This is a genomic window from Psychrobacter sp. M4 (assembly GCF_055699795.1).
Map to the genome: position 1 here is coordinate 3314460 of NZ_CM146740.1, position 21338 is coordinate 3335797.

The 21338-nt window shown below is 42.5% G+C and carries 19 protein-coding genes; 9 read left to right on the top strand and 10 right to left on the bottom strand.

Translation table 11 applies throughout. The annotated features are described in order from the left end of the window. The first annotated feature begins 31 nt into the window (after positions 1 to 31). The 3 genes from ACR63N_RS13875 to mutY all read left to right on the top strand — a co-directional run bounded on the left by ACR63N_RS13875 (position 32) and on the right by mutY (position 2100). The gene (locus ACR63N_RS13875) at positions 32 to 247 is read left to right on the top strand and encodes a type II toxin-antitoxin system VapB family antitoxin (RefSeq protein WP_367105509.1); all 216 of its coding nucleotides are present in this window, start codon (positions 32 to 34) and stop codon (positions 245 to 247) included. Then, positions 244 to 672, top strand: coding sequence for a type II toxin-antitoxin system VapC family toxin (gene vapC, locus ACR63N_RS13880; protein WP_367107280.1), 429 nt, complete (start codon positions 244 to 246; stop codon positions 670 to 672). Before ACR63N_RS13875 ends, vapC begins: the two co-directional genes overlap by 4 nt. A 147-nt stretch (positions 673 to 819) precedes the next feature. Continuing rightward, entirely contained in the window at positions 820 to 2100 is a 1281-nt protein-coding gene (gene mutY / locus ACR63N_RS13885) for an A/G-specific adenine glycosylase (protein ID WP_472782184.1), read from the top strand. Between the two features lie 31 nt (positions 2101 to 2131). On the opposite strand, the gene ACR63N_RS13890 is transcribed toward mutY, so the two are convergent. After that, positions 2132 to 3034 (bottom strand): acyl-CoA thioesterase, encoded by a 903-nt coding sequence (locus ACR63N_RS13890; protein WP_472782185.1) that lies wholly within the window; start codon positions 3032 to 3034, stop codon positions 2132 to 2134. Between the two features lie 316 nt (positions 3035 to 3350). Further along, positions 3351 to 6260 carry an RNA polymerase-associated protein RapA gene (rapA, locus tag ACR63N_RS13895; RefSeq protein ID WP_472782186.1) on the bottom strand — a complete coding sequence of 970 codons (2910 nt, stop codon included), beginning with the start codon at positions 6258 to 6260 and terminating at the stop codon, positions 3351 to 3353. Between the two features lie 389 nt (positions 6261 to 6649). On the opposite strand from rapA, the gene ACR63N_RS13900 reads away from it, so the two are divergent. Both ACR63N_RS13900 and ACR63N_RS13905 read left to right on the top strand, forming a co-directional pair. After that, complete coding sequence (locus ACR63N_RS13900; protein ID WP_367107284.1) at positions 6650 to 7603, top strand: NAD(P)-dependent oxidoreductase; 954 nt, start codon at positions 6650 to 6652, stop codon at positions 7601 to 7603. A 90-nt stretch (positions 7604 to 7693) separates the two neighbouring features. Beyond that, positions 7694 to 8635, top strand: coding sequence for a D-2-hydroxyacid dehydrogenase (locus ACR63N_RS13905; RefSeq protein ID WP_472782187.1), 942 nt, complete (start codon positions 7694 to 7696; stop codon positions 8633 to 8635). 57 nt (positions 8636 to 8692) lie between these two features. On the opposite strand, the gene ACR63N_RS13910 is transcribed toward ACR63N_RS13905, so the two are convergent. Both ACR63N_RS13910 and ACR63N_RS13915 read right to left on the bottom strand, forming a co-directional pair. Beyond that, a complete protein-coding gene (locus ACR63N_RS13910; RefSeq protein ID WP_472782755.1) occupies positions 8693 to 10222 on the bottom strand; it encodes a flavin-containing monooxygenase in 1530 nt (509 codons plus the stop codon). A 243-nt stretch (positions 10223 to 10465) separates the two neighbouring features. Further along, positions 10466 to 11179 (bottom strand): RluA family pseudouridine synthase, encoded by a 714-nt coding sequence (locus tag ACR63N_RS13915; RefSeq protein ID WP_472782188.1) that lies wholly within the window; start codon positions 11177 to 11179, stop codon positions 10466 to 10468. Between the two features lie 371 nt (positions 11180 to 11550). Here ACR63N_RS13915 and trxA point away from each other — a divergent pair, with 371 nt between their 5' ends. The 3 genes from trxA to ACR63N_RS13930 all read left to right on the top strand — a co-directional run bounded on the left by trxA (position 11551) and on the right by ACR63N_RS13930 (position 14511). Further along, positions 11551 to 11877, top strand: a complete 327-nt coding sequence (trxA, locus tag ACR63N_RS13920) for a thioredoxin (protein ID WP_367105500.1) — start codon at positions 11551 to 11553, stop codon at positions 11875 to 11877. Positions 11878 to 12411: 534 nt separating this feature from the next. Beyond that, positions 12412 to 13680: a transcription termination factor Rho gene (gene rho / locus ACR63N_RS13925; protein ID WP_367105499.1), complete on the top strand. Its 1269-nt coding sequence runs from the start codon at positions 12412 to 12414 to the stop codon at positions 13678 to 13680. Positions 13681 to 14253: 573 nt separating this feature from the next. Next, a complete protein-coding gene (locus ACR63N_RS13930) occupies positions 14254 to 14511 on the top strand; it encodes a hypothetical protein (RefSeq protein WP_367105498.1) in 258 nt (85 codons plus the stop codon). Positions 14512 to 14650: 139 nt separating this feature from the next. Here the strand turns inward: ACR63N_RS13930 and ypfJ are convergent, their stop codons facing one another. Further along, on the bottom strand, positions 14651 to 15541 hold the full coding sequence (ypfJ, locus tag ACR63N_RS13935) for a KPN_02809 family neutral zinc metallopeptidase (protein WP_367105497.1): 891 nt from the start codon (positions 15539 to 15541) through the stop codon (positions 14651 to 14653). 714 nt (positions 15542 to 16255) lie between these two features. Between ypfJ and ACR63N_RS13940 the strand changes: the two genes are divergently transcribed. Beyond that, complete coding sequence (locus ACR63N_RS13940; protein WP_472782189.1) at positions 16256 to 16630, top strand: hypothetical protein; 375 nt, start codon at positions 16256 to 16258, stop codon at positions 16628 to 16630. 122 nt (positions 16631 to 16752) lie between these two features. Here ACR63N_RS13940 and ACR63N_RS13945 read toward each other — a convergent pair whose 3' ends face one another. The 5 genes from ACR63N_RS13945 to pheT all read right to left on the bottom strand — a co-directional run bounded on the left by ACR63N_RS13945 (position 16753) and on the right by pheT (position 21270). Then, complete coding sequence (locus ACR63N_RS13945; protein WP_367107288.1) at positions 16753 to 17190, bottom strand: BLUF domain-containing protein; 438 nt, start codon at positions 17188 to 17190, stop codon at positions 16753 to 16755. Between the two features lie 39 nt (positions 17191 to 17229). Further along, entirely contained in the window at positions 17230 to 17424 is a 195-nt protein-coding gene (locus ACR63N_RS13950; RefSeq protein ID WP_472782190.1) for a hypothetical protein, read from the bottom strand. A gap of 115 nt (positions 17425 to 17539) precedes the next feature. Then, positions 17540 to 17791, bottom strand: a complete 252-nt coding sequence (locus tag ACR63N_RS13955; RefSeq protein WP_472782191.1) for a hypothetical protein — start codon at positions 17789 to 17791, stop codon at positions 17540 to 17542. Between the two features lie 562 nt (positions 17792 to 18353). Continuing rightward, positions 18354 to 18653: an integration host factor subunit alpha gene (locus ACR63N_RS13960; RefSeq protein ID WP_367105492.1), complete on the bottom strand. Its 300-nt coding sequence runs from the start codon at positions 18651 to 18653 to the stop codon at positions 18354 to 18356. 196 nt (positions 18654 to 18849) lie between these two features. After that, positions 18850 to 21270 (bottom strand): phenylalanine--tRNA ligase subunit beta, encoded by a 2421-nt coding sequence (pheT, locus tag ACR63N_RS13965; RefSeq protein WP_472782192.1) that lies wholly within the window; start codon positions 21268 to 21270, stop codon positions 18850 to 18852. Positions 21271 to 21338 lie beyond the last annotated feature (68 nt).

Here is a 21338-nt window from a genome sequence, read left to right on the forward strand (position 1 = left end):
TATTATACACACTCATCTAAGGATTATTCTTATGCGTACTAATATACATATTGATGATAATCTGATGTCTGACGCTCAGCGTCTATCTGGCGCAAAAACTAAAAAAGAAGCCGTTGAGCAAGGACTAAAGCTACTGGTGCAGATGCATGAACAACAGAGCATCAAGCAGCTACGGGGCAAACTACAGTGGGAGGGTGATTTAGACCAGATGCGTAAAGGTATCGATACGACTGAGCCTTCTGCATGAAACTGAATATCATCCCTACGATTATCGTAGATTCGAGTGTGTGGATAGATTACTTTAACGGTATCGTAACGCCGCATACCGACCGCCTAGATACCCTATTGTCGCAAGCAAAAATCGGTATTACAGACGTTATTTTGATGGAAGTTCTACAAGGATTTAAAGAAGATAAGCATTACTCGCAGGCGTTTTCAGCGCTAAATACGCTCTTTTGTTACGATATCTTAGGTAAGGATAATGCTATTCGTTATGTGTCTTATTATCGACAACTGCGCAAAAAAGGCATAACTATTCGTAAATCCAATGATGTTATGACTGCTGGGTTTTGTATTGACAGCCAAATGCCTCTACTCTTTAGTGACAAAGATTTTAATCCTTTTGTAGAGCATCTTGGTTTACTCTCAGCCCTAGACCTCAAAGCTCATTAATACTTAGGAAAGCTCGCGTAGGTTGCGCCCAGCGCACCTAGAAACTGTAAAAACTAGGCATAATCTTTTAAACAAGAATTTCTACGATGATCATTTACTATTTTATAATCGGTGCGCGGGACGCACCCTACTGCCAAGACCAAATCTATGAGCCAAAAAAATGCTAGCCTAAAAATCGAAAATTCAGAAGAAAACTTTTCTCACTCTACCCAAGCCCTAAACACCTTCGCCCCGCGCCTCCTCGCTTGGTTCGAAACTGACGGTCGTCATGACTTACCTTGGCAACAGCACCAAACGGACACCCCCAACCCTTATATCGTTTGGCTATCAGAAGTCATGCTGCAACAAACGCAAGTGACTACCGTACTGCCCTACTTTGCGCGCTTTATGGACTCGTTTCCTACCGTGCAGGATTTAGCCGCAGCAGATTGGGATACCATCGCCGAACATTGGGCAGGTATGGGTTACTACGCGCGCGCGCGGAATTTGCATAAAGGTGCGAAGCAATTGGTCGAAATTATAAACAAGACTGGCGATTTTCCGCAAACTCTAGCAGGTTGGGAAGCGATATCAGGCGTTGGCCCATCAACGGCTGGCGCAATTATGGCAATGGGCTTGCATAAATATGGGGTGATCTGCGATGGTAATGTCAAACGGGTACTGACGCGCTGGGCAGCTATCGATGGCGATATCACTAAATCTGTGACTAATAAAGAGCTTTGGGCATTGGCAGAGCGCTTGACGCCTATCGAGAATTCAGGACTATTCGCGCAAGCGATGATGGATATGGGCGCAACTTTATGCGTGCGCCGTAGCCCGGCTTGCCATTCATGTCCGCTACGAGAGGATTGTATCGCTCATGCTCGGGGCAATGAAACCGAGTATCCGGTCAAAGCCAAGAAAAAACCCAAACCGAGTAAACTTAGCAATGCGCTGATGATAGAAAATTCTGAGGATGAGATATTGTGGCTACAGCGCCCTGATAATGGGATTTGGGGCGGGTTATGGAGCTTACCGCTACAATTCGTAGAAAAAGTCGATGGTAAAACTAATAGTAATGTAGGAACGCATAAGCAGAATAATGAAGTTAAGACAGATAAGCAAAAGCTTGACGTACGTAGCAATGAAAAAGTATATGAAACAGAATTTACCACTGCTGAGCAAATTATTAATGACTGGCTAACAGAAAATAATTTAACTGCCAAGCCTGTAAGCAATACGCTACTTGATGATGCGCCTATTAAGCACTCACTGACTCATTTTCATTGGTATTTACAGCCGCAAAGCTTGGTTATTGATAGTGAGCAGATTTTAGAATTAAACAATAAGTTAAATGCTGCGGATATAGATTTTAAATGGCTAGATAAGCAAAAAGCGCAAGATAGTCTAGGACTACCGCGCGCTATGATAAAGGTTTTAGAAATTTAGATGTACTTTAGAAACAAACTTTATAAACAACTTAAGACTTCGGTACCCGAAGTCGCATCAATCCCTCTTGTTGTACCGTAGCGACCAATCTACCATGTTGCCAAAACTGACCATGATTGAGCCCTTTAGCGCTGGAGGTGGTATCACTCCACATATCGTAAAGTAGCCAGTCATTAAGATCGAACGGACGATGAAAGTGCATGGAATGATCAATACTGGCGGCTTGTAAACCACTGGTCATAAAGCTAATACCATGCGACATCAGCCCCGTGCCTACTAAGTAAAAATCCGATGAAAATGCTAATAGCGCCTGCTGGATAGCCACCGGCTGCGCGCCAAGTTCGCGAATGCGCAACCAGTTGGCCTGCTTGGGTTTCATGGGTTCTGGATGTATCGGATCACGCGGTTTAATCGGTTTAATCTCCACATGCCGCCGACGCATAAAGCGTGCTTTTAGTGCCTCTGGTACTTTGCCGACGTACTTTTCTTTGAGCTCTTGCTCAGTCAGCAGGTCTTCGGGCGGTGGGTAAACTGGCATATCTTGTTGATATTCCAGTCCGTCTTCTATCGGTGAGAACGAGGCTATCATCGAAAAGATAACCTCTTCGACGGGCGGCTTACCGCGTACTTGTTTATACTGAATAGCGGTCACTTCACGCGCTGACAAGCTACGACCATCACGCAGACGGCGCACTTGATAGATAACCGGCTGGGTAATATCACCGCCGCGCAAAAAATAGCCGTGTAGCGAATGACAAGGTTTATCTTCATTAAGAGTATGCGCTGCCGCCATCATGGCCTGCGCAAGCACTTGCCCGCCAAAGATACGTGCACCTACATAGTCATGACTTTTACCTTCAAATACATCAGGACTGACTTCGATAAGCGCTACCGTAGCGAGTAGCTCATCGATCAGTTGTGGGTAATCAGACATGACGGTAAGTCTCCTTATTGGTAAAATCATCAGCAGCGATCACATCGATTCTGATACGAGCGAATACTAAAACAGGACGAGCACTGTTAGATAATTAGATAAATAGTAATCACCTACAAAAGTGAATATCTTACTTAACATCAGTAGTTTTGACCAGCGCTCAACAGTCAGCTTGCCGTCATTAATTTGACTACTTAGGTTAGATTTTTATTACCAGGCTGTAGTAAATTTCTGCACAACATAGCAATAATAAAGTGAACCTTAAACAAAAAGAGGCGCTATTTTGCACCTCTTTACATACTTTTACTGGTAAGGTTTAAGGTTTTACCGCTACCAGTACGCGAATAGAATCTGGCACCAAAGAGAGATTTGCTAGCGCTTGCTCACCTTGCGTTTGCAGCTGCTCTAAGCGCTCAATCTCTTCAGGTCGTACGTTTGGATTGATAGTTTGCAGATGTTTAAGTCGTTTGATTTCACGTGACCACTGCTGGCTAAAGCGGCTACTTGCTTGTTTGCCAATATCGTCTAACTGCTCGCGTGCAATGGCTTCGGCTTCATAGTAACGCTCTTCAATCACAGCTCCGCGCACTTTGACCACTTGCCTTGCGCGGGTCTTATCTAAACGAGTGATGTAGGGTTTGATCATGTCGCTGCTGATACGCGCAGATAAATCACTGCCCTGTTCACTAATAAACACGCGAATACTTTGCGTCGGTAGCGTCGCTGGCAAGTTAAGCACTTTTGGTGCAATAGCTTCAACTCTAAAGTTGACCTCAAGCATAATCATACCTTGAGGAATGGCGTTGCTTTTAAGCATGGCAACGGTAGTATTACCGAAGGTGCTGGTACTAGCCAGCTCATAGATTGAGCGCATCAGCGGATGCTCGTGCGTTATAAACTCAATATCTTCACGCTGCAAAGCTTGCTCGCGCTCAAAGGTCAACGTCATGCCCTCTTCATCATCACCGAGCGGCAAACCTTCGATATACTCACTGACCTCGGTACTATCAAGCGGCGCAAGTACCCAAGATCCATCGCGCTGGATACTATAATCGACGTTGGCTGATGCTAAGAAGCGATCCATAAACTGCGGCAAAATATTGTTACTATCAAAATCACGCATCGCATCTGCAATACGGCTCGCGACGCGCGGACGGCAAGAGTTGTACTCAAGCAGACGATCACGGCCCGCTTGTAGCTGCGCCTCTAACGCCAAACGCATCTGCTTTGCCTCTTTAATGAGCGCTTGTAAACCATCACGATTGTCAGCAGTATCAGGACCTTCAAGCAGTGGTTTGAGCGTTTGAATGTATTGCTCTTGTACGCTTTGAGCGGTCGGTGAGATCTGATTAAACATGTTCAGCGCGCTGTCGTACCAATGATAGAGACGCTCTTGCGCAGTACCTTGTACATAGGGGACGTGCAAAGTAATTTGCTGCGTCTGGCCTATACGATCAAGGCGGCCAATGCGCTGCTCTAAAGTGTCCGGATTGGCTGGCAGATCCCACAGGATTAGCTGGCTGGCAAATTGAAAATTGCGTCCCTCAGAGCCAATCTCCGAGCACAGCAGTATCTGCGCCCCTTCACTATCAGCGAAGAACGCCGCGGCTTGATCGCGTTCAAGCAAAGTCATCTGCTCGGTAAAGATAGCCGTCTTGATACCAGCATGTAGACGCAGTACTGCTTCTAGGCTCTCAACCGTTGCCCCACTACGCGCAATGAGCAATACCTTTTGTTGTTTTAAATCACTTTTTAAAATATTAATGAGCCAAGGCACACGTGGATCGTCCTCAAGCCAGCTGCCATCGGGCTGATTCTCCTCGCCCCAAAGCTGATCGCGCAGCTTACCTATGGACTGATAACTGTTTTCCCACGCCTCAGGTAGTGGCAATGGATGGGGCTGGCTGCTACGCCCATAAAAACCTTTGACGCTCTCGCGAGTATTACGAAACAGTACTCGTCCGGTGCCATGCCGATCCAGTAACTCATTTAGCGCATAAGTACGCAGCTTGTCATCTTCGTTGATGGTCGCAAGCTCATCCGCGCTTAAACCTAGCAGTTCAGTCAATGCGGTGATTTGGCTGGCGCTGAGTGCTTGGTCTTCAATTAATACGCCCGCTACAGCTGCTGTTTGTTCAAAAGCTTCTTGACCAGCAATAAATTCGTCCAAATCATCAAAACGATCTGAATCCAGCAAGCGCAACCGGGCAAAGTGACTTTGAATACCTAATTGTTCAGGAGTCGCAGTCAGCAGCATTACGCCAGGGGTTTCTTCAGCGAAGTCTGCAACTAAGTCGTATTTCTCGTTACCCCCATTGGCCTCATCCCAGTGCAAATGATGCGCCTCATCGACGACTAAAAGATCAAAACCGGCATCCAACGCTTGCTCATGCAAATCAGGATGGTCAAGCAGCAGATCCATACCCGCAATAATACACTGCTCGGTAGCAAACACGTTTTGCTCAGGATCGTGCTCTTTAATAGCGGCGGTACGCACCAAATCAAACAGCGCAAAGTTTAGATTAAAGCGGCGACGCAGCTCAATCATCCACTGATACTGCAAGCTATCAGGCACTAATATCAGCACCCGGTTTGCTTTACCCGTGAGCAGCTGCTGATGGATAATCAAACCTGCCTCAATGGTTTTGCCAAGGCCCACTTCATCAGCAAGTAGTACACGCGGCGCAATACGTTTACCGACTTCGTGCGCGATATACAGCTGATGCTCAATGATATCGACGCGCGCACCCATAAGCCCTCTTAGCGGATGACCGGAGATTGCTGATTGCATACGCAAGATATCTTGGCGCAGCTCATACCAATCACTACGCTCCACCCTTCCGGCAAGCAGACGTTCAAGCGGCTTGGCAAGCGTAATATTGGCCGCCAAGCGGGTTTCCATAATGCTTTTATTAGCAGCGCCATTATCATTGTTATTTTCAACGCCATATTTAAGAACACCCATCACCTCGTCGACACTAGTGATATTGTAGTTATGGCCTTCTTGATCATAGACGCTGTCGCCAACTTTAAACACTACGCGAGACAATGGTGCAGAGCTTTTAGCATAGACACGGGTCTCTTCGCTTTGTGGAAACAAAATATGGACGCAGCGTTCATCGACATCGATAACCACGCCCAAGCCAAGCTCGGACTCAGTATCAGATAGATAGCGTTGGCCAACAGCGAATTCGGAACTGTGCAGTGCAGCGGCAGAAATAGTCATAGGGCAATATCTTTTATACTCAATTGTTAAGGAGACAAGCGGTAAATACTAATAAACGAGTTCTAACAACCTTAACATAGCAACGTTGTTACCTTGTTAAGCGGGGACCGTAGTTTAGCAAATGTCTTGTATGTTTTTTGGTAGATTTTTAAACCTGTGAGCCAAGTAACACAAGAGACAGTAGCCGTTAGATGCGTGCGGTAGCTTAAGTTTTCAAGAGTATATTCGTCTTGAAAACTGAGGATAGATTGGATAGTTCTTTACAACACTTATAATTATAAAATTAGAAATAAAACTTAGTAAAGCTGACCCCCTGCTCTATAGGTTTTTTGTTTCATGCCAGTCATGCTACATTAAGCTTTATTGAAAACGCTAAATAAGGAGCACCTATGAAAGCAGTACTGTTAGATGAAGCAAGATTTTTAGAGGGCCTTGAGCTGCCTATGCCTGAGCGCGTGAGCCAATACGTTACCTTCAAAAGAACGCCAAATGACCAAAAAGTGATCATTGAGCGCTGCCGAGACGCAGATATTATTATTAGTGGCTCTCTTAAAATCGGGCGCGACATTATAGAGTCCTTACCCCAGTTAAAGCTCATTCAGTTGACCTCAAGCGGTATGAACGCGGTGGATCATAAGGCTTGTAAAGATAATAACGTCGAGCTGTTAAACGTGCCTGAGTTTGCTGCAAAAAGCGTACCTGAACATACCTTTATGCTCATGCTCAGCGCTATGCGCTCCGGCGTTCATTATCATAATACGGTGGTTGACGGCAGTTGGCGTAAAGATGGAAGCGCTAAGACCAAAACTTTACCTACCATAGATATTGAAGATCAAACCTTAGGAATCATCGGCGTAGGGACTATTGGCAAGCGGGTCACCGAAATCGCGCGTGCTTTTGGTATGACCGTATTGTGGGCTGAGCATCAAGGCAAAACACCGCGCAGTGAGGATTATACTGACTTTGACACCGTGTTGGCCGCCTCCGATATTATCAGCTTACATTGTCCATTAACTGAGGACACCCGCCATCTGATCAATGGCGACACGCTTGCTAAGATGAGCAAACAACCCTTGATCGTTAATGTGGCACGCGGCGCTGTGGTAGAATCCAAAGCCATGGCTGAAGCAGTACAAAACGAGCAAGTATTAGGCTACGCTACCGATGTTTTTGAAGAAGAGCCTATAGCAAAAGATGATCCTTTACTTAAACTTGCCGAGCAGCAGCATCCTCACGTTGTCTTTAGCCCGCATGTGGCTGCCAACAGTAAGAACTCTCAGCATAAACTGTGGGAGATTGTCAGAGAGCAAGTGAACTCGTTTATTGACAACTACCAACATTAATAACTACCGATACCAATAACTATTGACATCTATGACTATAAACAAAGTAGCGAATTATAAATAAAGCAATTGACTATAAAAGGCACCCTTATGAAAGCAGTATTTTTAGACCGAGGTACCTTCTCAGAAGGTATAGATTTACCAGCTCCGGCCGGTATCGACGATTACGTAACCTTTGATGACACGCCCGCCGACGCAAAAATCATTATCGAGCGCTGTCAAGACGCTGATATTATCTTTACTAATAAAGTGCAAATCAATAGCGAGGTTATCAGCAGCTTACCTAAATTAAAGCTCATTCAGCTCACCGCTACGGGTATGAATAACGTCGATCAAGACGCCTGCGCGCAGCATGATGTCACGCTGTACAATGTGGCCGGTTACGCGGTCAAAAGCGTGCCTGAACATACCTTTATGCTTATGTTAAATGCTATGCGCGCAAGCTTTCATTATCATCAAAAGGTCATTGATGGATCATGGAATAATAATGGTAATTTTTGCCTGTTAGATAAGCCATTGATAGATTTAGAAGATAAGACACTAGGTATTATTGGTGTTGGTACTATCGGTAAGCGTGTCACTGACATCGCGCGTGCCTTTGGAATGCAAGTATTGTGGGCTGAGCATCAAGGACGCACGCCGCGCAGTGATGACTATACTGCTTTTGATGAAGTGCTAGCAAAAGCTAATGTCATTAGTCTGCACTGTCCATTAAATGAAGACACTAAGCATCTAATTAACAAAGACACGCTGGCCAAAATGGACAAACAGCCGCTACTTGTGAATGTCGCTCGCGGCGGTATTGTTGATAGTGCAGCGCTCGTCACCGCTGTCAATAACGAGCAAATCTTAGGCTATGCCAGCGACGTTTTTGAACAAGAACCTATTACCCATGATGATCCCTTATTAGATATCAAAGACCATCCTCGGGTTATCTTTAGCCCGCACAATGCTTGGGGTAGCGAGAGCGCGCAAAAAACATTATGGCAGATTTTAAGCCGCCAAGTCTCTGACTTTATTGAAAATAGCTAGGATTGAAAATAACTGGGATTAAAAATAACTGGGATTAAAAATAACTGGGCATAGTTTTTAGTGAGTAAAGCGCAGCCAGTTATCAGCAATTTTACGATGTTTAAGCATTATCCGATCGCTTAAATAATTGTTTGTCACTTGCCATGGATAGCGATCACCCTGTTTGGGTAGCTCATCTTTGGCACGCTTGACATACCCTGCACTCAAAGATCCTAGCACCGTATCTGGCTGCGTTTGTACTTGCCCTTGCTCCGTTTTGGACTGCGCACAAACGACGCTGTATTTATGCTTTTTCATATAGCTTAGCAGTCTGATCACGTATTGACAGGCCAGATCAATCTTTAGCGTCCAAGACGCATTGGTGTAGCCAAATAGCACTGCCATATTGGGCACGCCCTCAAGCATCACCGCTTTGTAAGTCATAAGCGCCCCTACATCAATGCTTTTGCCATCAATATATAAATCGGCACCGCCTAGCATCTGCAATTTAAGACCGGTCGCCGTTACGATAATATCAGCCTCAATATGATTACCGGAGTGCAGCTGAATACCGGTTTTGGTAAAGTGGCTGATTTGATCGGTGATAACATCGGCACGCTTGCTATGCAGCGCGGTAAATAAATCGCTATCGGGTACCGCGCACAGACGCTCATCCCATGGATTATAAGACGGCATAAAGTGCGCCACATCAACGCCGCTACCTTTTAGCTCTTTTTTAACCCCATGTTTTAACAAGGCTTTTACCATTTTTGGCGCATGGGTCGCCGCTTGATAAACCCCTTGCTGCATCAATACATTACGCGTACGTAGCAGCGTATAGGCTTGCTGTTTAGACAGGGGTGAGAATTTACCTGACAGCCAATCAAGGGCAGGATCATCGCCAGGCACGCTGGCCACATAAGTTGGTGAGCGCTGAAGCATAGTGACATGACCGGCACACTGATCGCTATCTTCATCGACCAAAGCTGGCAGGAGCGTCATTGCCGTAGCCCCGCTACCGATAATAACAATCTTTTTGTCGTCATAATCGACATCTACCCAGTGCTGCGGATGCACAATACGGCCCTCAAACTGCTCTTCACCTGCGAAATGCGGTCGATAACCTTGATCATAATCATAGTAACCTGTCGCACCAACGACAAAGTTTGCGCTCAAAGTAAACACCTCACCACTACTATGATTTTTGATCATCGCTGTCCACTGCTGAGTAGTGCTTGACCAAGATAGCTGCTGGACTTCATGACGATAGCGAATATGCTCTGTCACATTAAACTCACGAGCGGTGTCAGCAATATAGCTTTTAATGCTCTCACCATCTGCCAGCATTCTATTATCCAGCCACGGCCTAAAACTATAGCCAAAGGTTAGTGCGTCTGAGTCTGAGCGAATACCTGGATACTTAAACAGATCCCAAGTGCCCCCTAGATCAGCACGTTTTTCTACGATTAAGAAGCCTTTAGAAGGTTTTGTTTTATGTTTATACTGTGGTTTGCTAGCACCTGCTGAGGCAAAAAACTTATTGCCTTTTTGTTGTTGCAGACGACACGCCATGCCAATACCAGCAATACCCGCACCAATAATCAACATCTCATAATCAGCAGGCGGCGTCTGTACTGATGAACGAGTAAAACGGTTTTGGAGTCTTTTTTTGGCAGATCTGATACCTATCATGGTGCCGTCCTCTTGTAATTAGCCATATAATCACTAATAGTAGGACAATAAATAATCATTGAGTAAAGAATATCTGACTTCACTGTTCACAGGTGTACACTATAGTTAAGACACTTTAAAACAGGTGCAGTGCCGCTAGCTTAAATAATAGCCATCAGCTTAAAAAGGTACGGGACTCTCCCAATCCATCCAAGCGCCGAGTACTGGATGCTTGAGCCGTAAGTACTGTGAATGCAGGTTTAATCGCGGTGCCATATCTAAAGCCAGACCTTCGGCATAAATAGGATCGCCTATAATGACATGACCAGCATGCACCATATGGACACGCAGCTGATGACTACGCCCTGTCACTGGTTTTAGCGCCACACGTGTGACTACCTGATCACTGCATGTTTCGTAACCGAGCACTTCATACAAAGTTAGAGCGTTTTTGCTCCAGTTGGGATCAACGATATGGCGCGGTTTTAAGGTCGGCTCATAGCGTACTGGCACTGATATTTTACCCGTAATACCTACTGCTTTCCACTCTCCAAATACTCTTGCTTGGTACACTTTTTGTGGTAGCCGCTCAATAAACTGCTTACTAATATGCGTTTGTGCGGCAGCGTTTTTGGCAAATATAAGTAGCCCTGAGGTATCCATATCAAGCCTATGAATCAGCTTAACCTGTGGATTAGCACGTTCAAGTCGCCCCAGCAAACTGACCTTTAGCGTTTTACCATCGACACTAAGCAGCCCTGCGGGTTTATCGACTACCCAAATATCGTCATCCTCATAGATTGTGATTTGCTGTGCAAAGTCTGTAAAAAACCCATCTGAGTATTGAGTTTCCTGTTCGTTTAGAGCGGTTATAGCATCATCAGTAAAAAGCATAGAGATAGCGACTTATAATAGGGGGTTGGTTTAGACAACTAATAAAAAAGAAATACTATCAGCTTTCATATCGTTAGTTATCTATGGTTACAAAAACAAGCAGGCAGTAAGCTTGAGCCAATACAAAGAATGTTGAATTGTGTGTCGATTTATTGTACTAATACTAATTGTTAAGCATTTCAACCGGTATCGGTCTACCATGACTTGGCAAACATGTTAGTATGATGACACATATTTACCACTACTCCACCACTCTTTGTCTGAGCTGATATATTTTGAGCGCCTAAGTAAACTTTTTAAAAAGCTTATTTTTAGGACAAACTATATATTAATAGGCGAAGATAGAGAGAATAAAATAAGAGAGAAAGACTATGTCAGACCTTATCGTTAATACCACTGATGCCAACTTTGATCAGGACGTTCTTCAAGCCGATACTCCGGTTTTGGTAGACTTCTGGGCAGCTTGGTGTGGACCTTGTAAAGCCATCGCGCCTATCTTAGAAGATTTATCTACTGAATACCAAGGCAAAGTCAAAATCGTTAAAGTCGATGTCGATAATAACCCACAAGCGGCTAGCCGTTTTGGTATTCGTAACATCCCTACACTTTTTGTTTTTAAAGATGGCGAAAAAGTAGACTCAGTTATGGGATTACAGCCAAAAGCTGAATTGGCTAAAGTTCTTGATAAACATCTGTAAAATCATCTTTAACATTATTAATAAGCTTTTATAACTCACCAAAATCGGCCATTATCTGTACAAGATGATGGCTTTCTTATGTTTTTTCATTAAATAAGTGAATTATACAGTTTTTTAAGTAAAAATAATTGACAAGGCTAAGTTTAAAATCGTATAGTCTGCTGACAAGAAAAACATAACATTTTTCCTAAGCGTCTTGTCGCTGTTCTCCTAGTGTTTATCAACACAAAACACTGTTGCTACTGTTAACAGTTGCTATTATTAAAACAGTTACTGAACGAAACTACTAAAAACTACTAAATTTAATTATTGATACTGAGCTCTTATTCCAGACTCTTATCTGGCTTTTCTTATATTTGTTTTTTGTCATTCTGCAATTGATTCATGCAGCTGATAATTTTATGTATAAAAGTCAGCATCATACAAAACTAAACTTTGGGCACACATCCTATCGCAACGCTACCGCTTTTATAATCAATGTAGGTTGTGCTGCTAATGGCATCTCTCGCTCGATAAATTGCTAATGACCTATCTATGAATTTAACTGAATTAAAGAAAAAAACAATCGCTGAGCTATTGGCTATTGCCAAAGAAATGGGTCTTGATAATATGGCGCGTAGCCGTAGACAAGACATTATTTTCGCTATTTTAAAGACCCATGCACGTAATGGCGAAGCCATTTATGGTGATGGCGTACTTGAAGTGCTACCTGATGGTTTTGGCTTTTTGCGTTCATCAGAAGGCTCGTATTTGGCAGGACCTGACGATATTTATGTCAGCCCCAGTCAGATAAGACGCTTTAGTCTGAAGACAGGCGATAGTATTGCTGGTACTATTCGCCCGCCAAAAGACTCTGAACGTTACTTTGCGCTACTAAAAGTTGGCGAGATCAATTTTGATACCCCTGATCGTTCACGTCACAAGCTCATTTTTGAAAACTTAACTCCATTATTTCCAACTGAACAGCTCAAACTTGAGCTTGGTAATGGCACCAGTGAAGATCTAACGGGTCGCATTATTGATCTGATGGCTCCTATTGGTAAAGGGCAACGCTCTATTATTGTAGCCCCGCCAAAAGCCGGTAAAACTGTACTGCTGCAAACTATCGCTCAGTCTATTACTCGCAACAATCCTGAGTGTTATCTGATCGTACTACTTATTGATGAGCGTCCAGAAGAAGTTACCGAGATGGTACGTACGGTACGCGGCGAAGTGGTCGCCTCGACTTTCGATGAACCGCCGCAGCGTCATGTCCAAGTGGCTGATATGGTGATCGAAAAAGCTAAGCGCTTAGTTGAACATAAACAAGACGTCGTTATTTTACTTGATTCCATTACTCGTCTTGCTCGTGCTTACAACACCGTTATTCCATCATCGGGCAAAGTACTAACTGGTGGCCTTGATGCCAACGCACTTGAACGACCGAAACGTTTTTTTGGTGCCGCGCGTAACGTTGAGGAAGGTGGAAGTTTGACTATCATCTCAACTGCTCTTATTGATACGGGTAGCAAAATGGACAACGTCATCTTTGAAGAATTCAAAGGGACAGGCAACCAAGAAATCATTCTTGAGCGCGATTTGGCTGAAAAACGAGTTTTTCCAGCGATCAACATTAAAAAATCTGGTACGCGCCGCGAAGAGCGCTTACTTGATGAAGATAAGCTGCGTAAAATCTGGATACTGCGTAAGCTGCTACAGCCTATGGACGGGGTACAAGCGACTGAATTCTTGCTTGATCGTCTCAAAGAAGCTAAAACCAATGATGAGTTCTTTGAACAGATGAAACGTAAATCACAAAATTAATTTTTCTCATTTACTAGTGTAAAAGATCGCTTTTGTTCGGTTTTTTTGCTATGTTTTAAAAGATCCGCTAGCTATAATATCTACTAACAATAAAGGCTGTTAAGAGTCGGACTTAGCTTTTTAGTTTGATTGAGCTGTTAGTAACTAATAACTTTTAGTATACTAACAAGGAGTGTCCTCTCATGTAAAAAGACACTTTACACATGAAGCGAGAGCTAGTTTAAGCACAAGGCTCACAGCACAGTTAGCGTATTAAGATAGTTAATACAAGACTACCTAGCAAAACCTCTACCTATGATATATAGAAGCAACATCGTTTACAGCTTGGTTATAAAGTCTAGTGTTTCTACTACAGATGGCTAACATTTGATGAGTTATAATCGAATGTAGTCTATAGCTATCTAAGCTTATAAATCTCCAAAAAGATGATTTTATACATTAGTATATGATGCTATATATTGAGGTGTTAATTATAGTTCTTTAATATAATATCTTTAATGTGGTTGCGAAAACTACAACAGGATGTTCTATGTTAACTTTGATAACTTATTTGATAATTTAAAAGGTGATAATATGAAATTCGCTAAATCTATCGCAATGACTGCTATTGCAAGCTCAGCTTTAATCATGACTGGTTGTAATTCGACTGGTGGCTATGGTGGTTACAATAGTGGCCTTAGCAATACGGCCAAAGGTACAGCAGCTGGTGCAGCGGCAGGTGCCCTTATTAGAAGTGGCGGCGATAGTAAAGATATCGCACGTGGCGCTTTAGCTGGTGCTGCTGTTGGTGGCGCTGGTGCTTATATTCTTGATAATAACAAAAAGAACTAAACCTCTATTGTTATAACCTAAACTTAGTTTAGAGTTTTAATTTAAAAAAGAAGCCTACAATCTAATTGTAGGCTTCTTTTTATGTCTGTTTGTTGAGGAGTGTCTACTAGCCAAAGTTTATCTTTAAGTAGCTATTAAGTTACAACGCACCGCTAAAGGTATCGCACGACTGGACGTTACCACTCTCCAAACCACGGGTGAACCACTCTACGCGCTGCTGACTAGTACCATGAGTAAAATTATCAGGTACTACTGCGCCGCCACTAGCACGCGCCAAACGATCATCACCAATTTGACTAGCAGCATTGAGTGCTTCGTCTATATCGCCTGGCTCCAAAAACTGTACGCGCTGCTGGTTACGATTGGCCCATACACCAGCGAAGCAGTCTGCTTGCAGCTCTTGTAATACAGACAGCTTATTGGCCTGTGTTTGACTGACTTGGCGGCTGGCTTCGTTTATTTGCTGGGTAATACCTAATAAGGTCTGCACATGGTGACCTACTTCGTGAGCAATCACGTAGGCTTGGGCAAAATCGCCTGCTCTGCCTTGGTTTTCGCGATCACCTGACCCCTGCTGATCGCCTGCAATTCCTAAATTTTGGCGCATTTCTGCAAAAAACGAGGTATCTAGATAAACCGTTTGATCAGCAGGACAATAAAAAGGTCCGGTAGCTGAAGTTGCACTACCACAGGCCGAACCGATTTGTCCGCTAAATAATATAAGCATAGGCTCTCGATAAGTTTGCCCTCCTTCACTAAATATCTGGTTCCAAACCGCTTCGGTATCAGCTAACACGACTTTAACAAACTGAGTATCGCGATCGTCACCTGTTGCAGGCTCTGTTGCTGTAGAAGTACTACCGCCTCCAGTCACCATTTGACCTGTTTGTAGCGCGGTCATAGGGTTAACACCAAATACTAACCATAGTATGCCAGCAATAATAATGCCGCCAATACCGCCACCAATCATTTTACCGCCACCGCTACTGGTACGGACGTTAGTACTGCCTCTTCTACCTCGCCATTTCATGTGTCTATCCTCAGATCTGTAATAATAATTGTTGTAAGTTCATAATTTTAATAGATTATAAACATCAGTCCTCTATTTGACTACTTATTTACTAAACTTTATTTTCATTTTCAAACAGTTCACTATTGAAGTAGGCTATCAAATCAAACTTTAAGTTGAATCTAAATTTTTAACTTGCATTGTTTTCAACCTCTTTCACTTACTATTCATCGGTTTAAAAATATTTATAAAAGCAAATAATAGATAATTTAATTATATAGTCTTTATTAAAAACCTCATCCAAAGCCAAAAACTTTTGTAAATTTTCTTTTTGATATAGAATCTAAAATGATTTATATTTTTTTGATATATACGACCACTAAATGCTTATTACTATCACTAGACTGTCGCTCATGTAGATTGTTAAAACTATTTGCAACGATAATCTTACCGTTTGTGTTTTTATAAGTTATCTCTTGGTTAAGTATATTTTCTTCATTATAATTATTCCACTTCTTAAAGCTCTAGAAGAACGTGCGTTACATATAGTTTTACAATTGGCATTCATATTTTTATTGTTATTCAATTGTACAGGCTCTTTTTATTTGAAAAGAAAAGATATAGAATGCGTGGAAGCTGAGTAGCTGTGATCAAGTGCGTCTGATCTTCATAGCAATTTGAAGATCTAATCTTTTGACACAGCTGCTGCTCATTTCATTTTTTTGGAGATTACCTATGAAACTTAGACTACTTGCTTTAGCTGGTATTATGACTGCCTCTATGGGCTTAACTGCTTGTGATAGTAATACAGAGAATGCTGCTGAAGATTTATCTGATGCGCAAGAAGAAGTGCAAGACGCGCAAGAAGAATTAAACGAAGCTGTTGATGACGGTGAAGTAGTTCCTGCTGACGCTGATGCTGCTGTTGCTGCTGCTGAAGCTGATATTGCTGAAGCACAAGCTGCTACAGCTACTGACGAGATGGACGCTGAATTTCCTGTTGATGGTACAACTACCAGCATGGATATGGCTAGCGAAACTGATCCTGCTAATCCTGATGCAGTTGCTGCTGCTGACGAAGTTATCGTTGTTGAAGAACCAGCTCAGTAAGTATGAATTGTTCATACGCTATAAGTTTATAAAATACATAAAAAAAGAGAGCCTATGCTCTCTTTTTTTATGTTTAAATTTTGATAACACGCTATATCTATGTCGACTTAGGATTCTACTGATTAACCTTTTTGGCTACTTAGCTCACGCATCAAGTCAGATGAAGAGCCAGCATTTAGTAAATATGGGTTGAAATCAACGGTGGTAGAGTATTTAAGATAGATAGCCGCGTTATCTTGAGTCGGTGAAGCATAGTTCATCGACCATTTAGCCCATTTTCGACTTGTAATTTCATGTGTATCAATAACTTGTAAATCATGGTGGCGCTGGTCAGCTAGTAGGCTATAAAGTAGGCGATTAATTTGCGCTCTTGGTCCTTCAATAGTTTGTAGAAAATAGTTTTTATTAAAAATTAGCATGCCAGTAATACCGTTTGCTGTATTGTTTTCTTGGGCTTGCTTTAAAATCTCATTGAAATCTTTGGCTGATACATCTGGGTTGGCACGGCTAGCGTAGGTCATGCTGACCAAAATGTGAGCGTCTGCAGTTGATTGTGTCATATTCTGTCTCTTATATAAATTTGTTAAATACTATTAGCATTAGCCCATTGAAAACCAAGATTTTTTCTTTTTAGGACTTTCTTTTTCTTCCTGTTCACGCTCTTGAAGTTTTGCCATGGTATCAACCAACATTATAATTTGATTGGCACTCATCAAATAAGGGTTAAACTGAGTACCAGTTGAATATTTAAGGGCTAAGCCTTTATTCTCATCGCTAGGAATCAAGTATTTCATTGACCATTTATTCCAACGGCGCTGCTCAATCTCACAACATTCAATGATTTGTAGGCCAAGTTGTGTTTAAACGTGCAGCTAATCAATAGCTACGTTAAGGATGTTCAAAATGATGTCAGAATTGACGGTTATGCTTGCTAAGAAAATCTTCCATACTGCGAGATAAACTGCCGCTGCTAGAGCCTTGAATATTTTTTGCTAATGCTAGTAGTTGTGAGGTCTCACTACACTGCTCTAGATCAAGCAAATATCCCCAAGCGTCTTCCGGAGGTGCATTTTTCTCAATAAAGGTTGCTAGACTTGACTTTAGCGTCTCATAGTTAACATCAGGTTGTAGGCGTTTGGAAGTGTTGGCTGCTGAGCTCACTGAATTATCCGCTTGTTTATTGTTAAACGTTTTTTCAAATTCAGCTTCGCTATCTATTTGAGACCTATTAAATTGGTTACTTTGAGATTGGGTAGTTTGAGATGGTAGTGCACTTGCTCCATTTTTTGGTATATATCATTATTATTCATTTTAGAATCCACTGCAGAAGCTTAAAGCAAAGATAGGCTATATAGATAGTTTTATACTTTAGATATAAAACAGCTCAACTACCTGATTGCAAATATTTTTAAGAGGAATCTATCTAATATAGTGAGCTGGCTATATTTGTTTAGTGCAAGGAGTATGCCAGAGTGCAAAAACTATTAGTTAAAGTACAAATAGCTTATAACAGAAAACACAAAGGCCAAATATTAATAAACAAGCTCATATAAATAGAGAACATGTTTATTAATATTTGGCCTTTGTACAGCTCATATAACAGTTTTATAAAGAAATGGCGTAACGACTTTTGAAAAGTCGTCACTAAGTACATTTAATAATTCTAACTCATTAGACTTGAAGTATAGCTATAGTTGATACTAAATTAGAGGGATATACTAGATTATATATCTAGTATGTGCTCATCAACTTTTTGACGGAACTTCTGACCAGTTTTAAAAGTAACGACCCGGCGTGCAGATACATCTACTGGTTCACCTGTCTTTGGATTGCGGCCTGGACGACTACTTTTATCTTTGAGCTCAAAATTACCAAAACCTGAGAGTTTGACTTCTTTACCCTCAATTAAGCTCTCTGATAATTCATCAAAGAAATTCTCTACCAGACAACGTCCTTCTTGACGTGTCAGATTAAGGCGGCTCATCAAATGCTCAATCATGTCAGATTTAGTCAGAGTACTCACAGTATGCTTCCTATATTAATATGATATTTATCGTTTAACCTCTTACAATAAATAATTCTCGTTATTACAAAGGGCTTTCACTTATTCATAGGATAATCAAAAAAACCTTCATTAACAACCTGTTAGTTAAATTCCAACTTATACTATTTTTCGTGAAGCGAAATTAGCTATAAATCAAAATTAGTTACAAAGCAGGTTAGCTATCACGTAGCTGTGCACCATACTGTTCAGTTAGAACTCCAATAACGTTTTCAGCTGATGCTTTTATTGTTTCATCTGCTAAGGTTTTGGTGCTATCTTGCCAGACCAGCGTAAAAGCTAATGAGCGCTGACCTGCTGGTACATTCTCACCTTGATAAACATCAAACAACCACAAATCAGTTAGAAGCTCTCCGGCCGCGCTACGTATAGCTGCTTGCAATGTTTGCAAACTAATATCGCTATCGACTAAAATAGCGATATCACGGCGTACTTGCGGGAACTTACTTGGTGTTGCAATAGGCTGTTGTTCACGAGCTAAATTTAACAAAGGCGCCAGATCTAACTGCGCCACCCACGTTGTTGGTAGATCAAGCTGCTTAGCTATAGAGGGGTGCAGTTGACCAAGCCAGCCTATATAGTGGTCATCAACATACAGCTTTGCGCTTTGACCAGGATGCAAAAAACTAAGCTCACTACGCTCGTAGCGTAGTCTGGCACTATTGATCTGTGCTGGTAACAACTGCTCAATGTCATGCTTTATATCATAAAAGTCTATGGCGCGATTCTGATAAGCTTGTTCATCCCAAATATCACCAACTGCAACCAAAGCTATACTTGGCGTTTGTACCAAATCAGCAATACTATGACCTACAAAGCTCAAACCTGTCTCAAAAAAACGCACACGCGCCTGCTGACGATTCAAATTATACTGCACACATGGTAGTAAGCTTGATAACAAAGTACGGCGCATGACTGCCAGATCGCTTGATATTGGGTTAGCAAGTGCTAATACTGCTCCTAAAGCGTCATCATCTAGCAAGCCCTCAAGTTTGGCATCACTAAAACTAAAGCTGATCGCTTCCATATAACCGATGTTAACCAAAGCCAGCTTCATCTCGTAAGTCAGATCTGCTGTATCATCGTAGTCCATACTGACTTGTAGATATGGTAAAGTGCTAGGAATATTCTCATAACCATAAATACGAGCGATCTCCTCAATCAGATCTTCCTTAATACTCATATCAAAACGATAAGAGGGTGGCGTACAAAGAAGACTATCAGCGCCCTCTTCTACCATAAACCCTAGCTGGGTCAAAATACGTACCATGGTATTAGGTGCAATATCGATGCCAAGCACTTCGCGAACTTTAACAATGGGCAAATTAATTGGGGTACGCTTAGGTAGCTCAGCGCTATTTTCAATCTTGATAAGCTGCCCTGCTTGGCCGCCTGTGATGCTAGCAATCAAAGCACTAGCGCGCGCAAGAGCTAATGCTGGCAGCTCAAAATCTACTCCGCGCTCGAAACGCTGTGAGGCGTCTGTATGCAGACCAAAGCGACGTGCTCGCCCAGCAATAACGATTGGGCTAAAAAACGCACTCTCTAGCAAGATATTAGTAGTACTTGGTGTCACACTACTACGCTTACCACCCATAATACCCGCCAATGCCAGCACACCTTGATCATCAGCAATGACCAATTCATCGCCAGTAAGGCTGATGGTTTGATCATTTAATAAAGTAAGGGTTTCATCTGGCGTAGCCAAACGTACGACGATATCACCGACGATGGTGTCGGCATCGAACGCATGTAGCGGCTGACCAAGCTCTAATAGCATGTAATTGGTAACATCAACTAAGAAATTATGCGTACGCAGACCTGAGTGAATCAGAGCGTCAACCATCCATTTAGGTGTCTCAATACTACGATCAATCGCGCTAATGGACTGTAGTAAGTAACGGGGACAGGCGGCTACTGCTTGAACCATTACTGAAGGAGTAGGATAATCAGTAGCGGTAAAGTCATCAGTTGTTGGTGTACTAATATCAAGGTCTGGTGTCTGTACTGGCAAATCATTGATAACTGCAATCTCGCGTGCGATACCACGTACACTAAAACAGTCGCCACGATTAGGGGTGATAGAAATATCAAATATTTGATTATCCAGTCCCAAGTACTCACGAATATCTTTGCCTACAGGCGCATCGTTCGGTAGCTCAAGCAAACCATCTATCGCATCACTAAGATCAATCTCAGAAGCGCCGCACAGCATGCCGTTAGAATCCACACCGCGCAATTTACTTTTTTTGATTTTAAAGCCTGCCCCATCTTCGCTGGGCAGTACCGCGCCAACAGTTGCTACTGGTGCTTTCATACCAACATAGACGTTAGGTGCCCCGCAAACGATTTGTACAGGTTCATCTGCGCCGATATCAACTTTGGTCACACGCAGCTTATCAGCATCAGGATGCGGCTGGACGCTTACGACCTCTCCCACTACTACATTGTTAAAAGGTCGGGCAACGGCGTAGCGATCGTCAATCTCAAGCCCTGCCATAGTCAACTGTTCTGCCAATTGTTTACTAGTATTAGCCGGATTTGCCCATTGACGTAGCCACTGTTCACTAATTTTCATAAATATCTCGGATCAAGGTATCAAAAAAGGTATCAAAAAATGTCAAAGTAAAAAAGTAAGATTAAGCA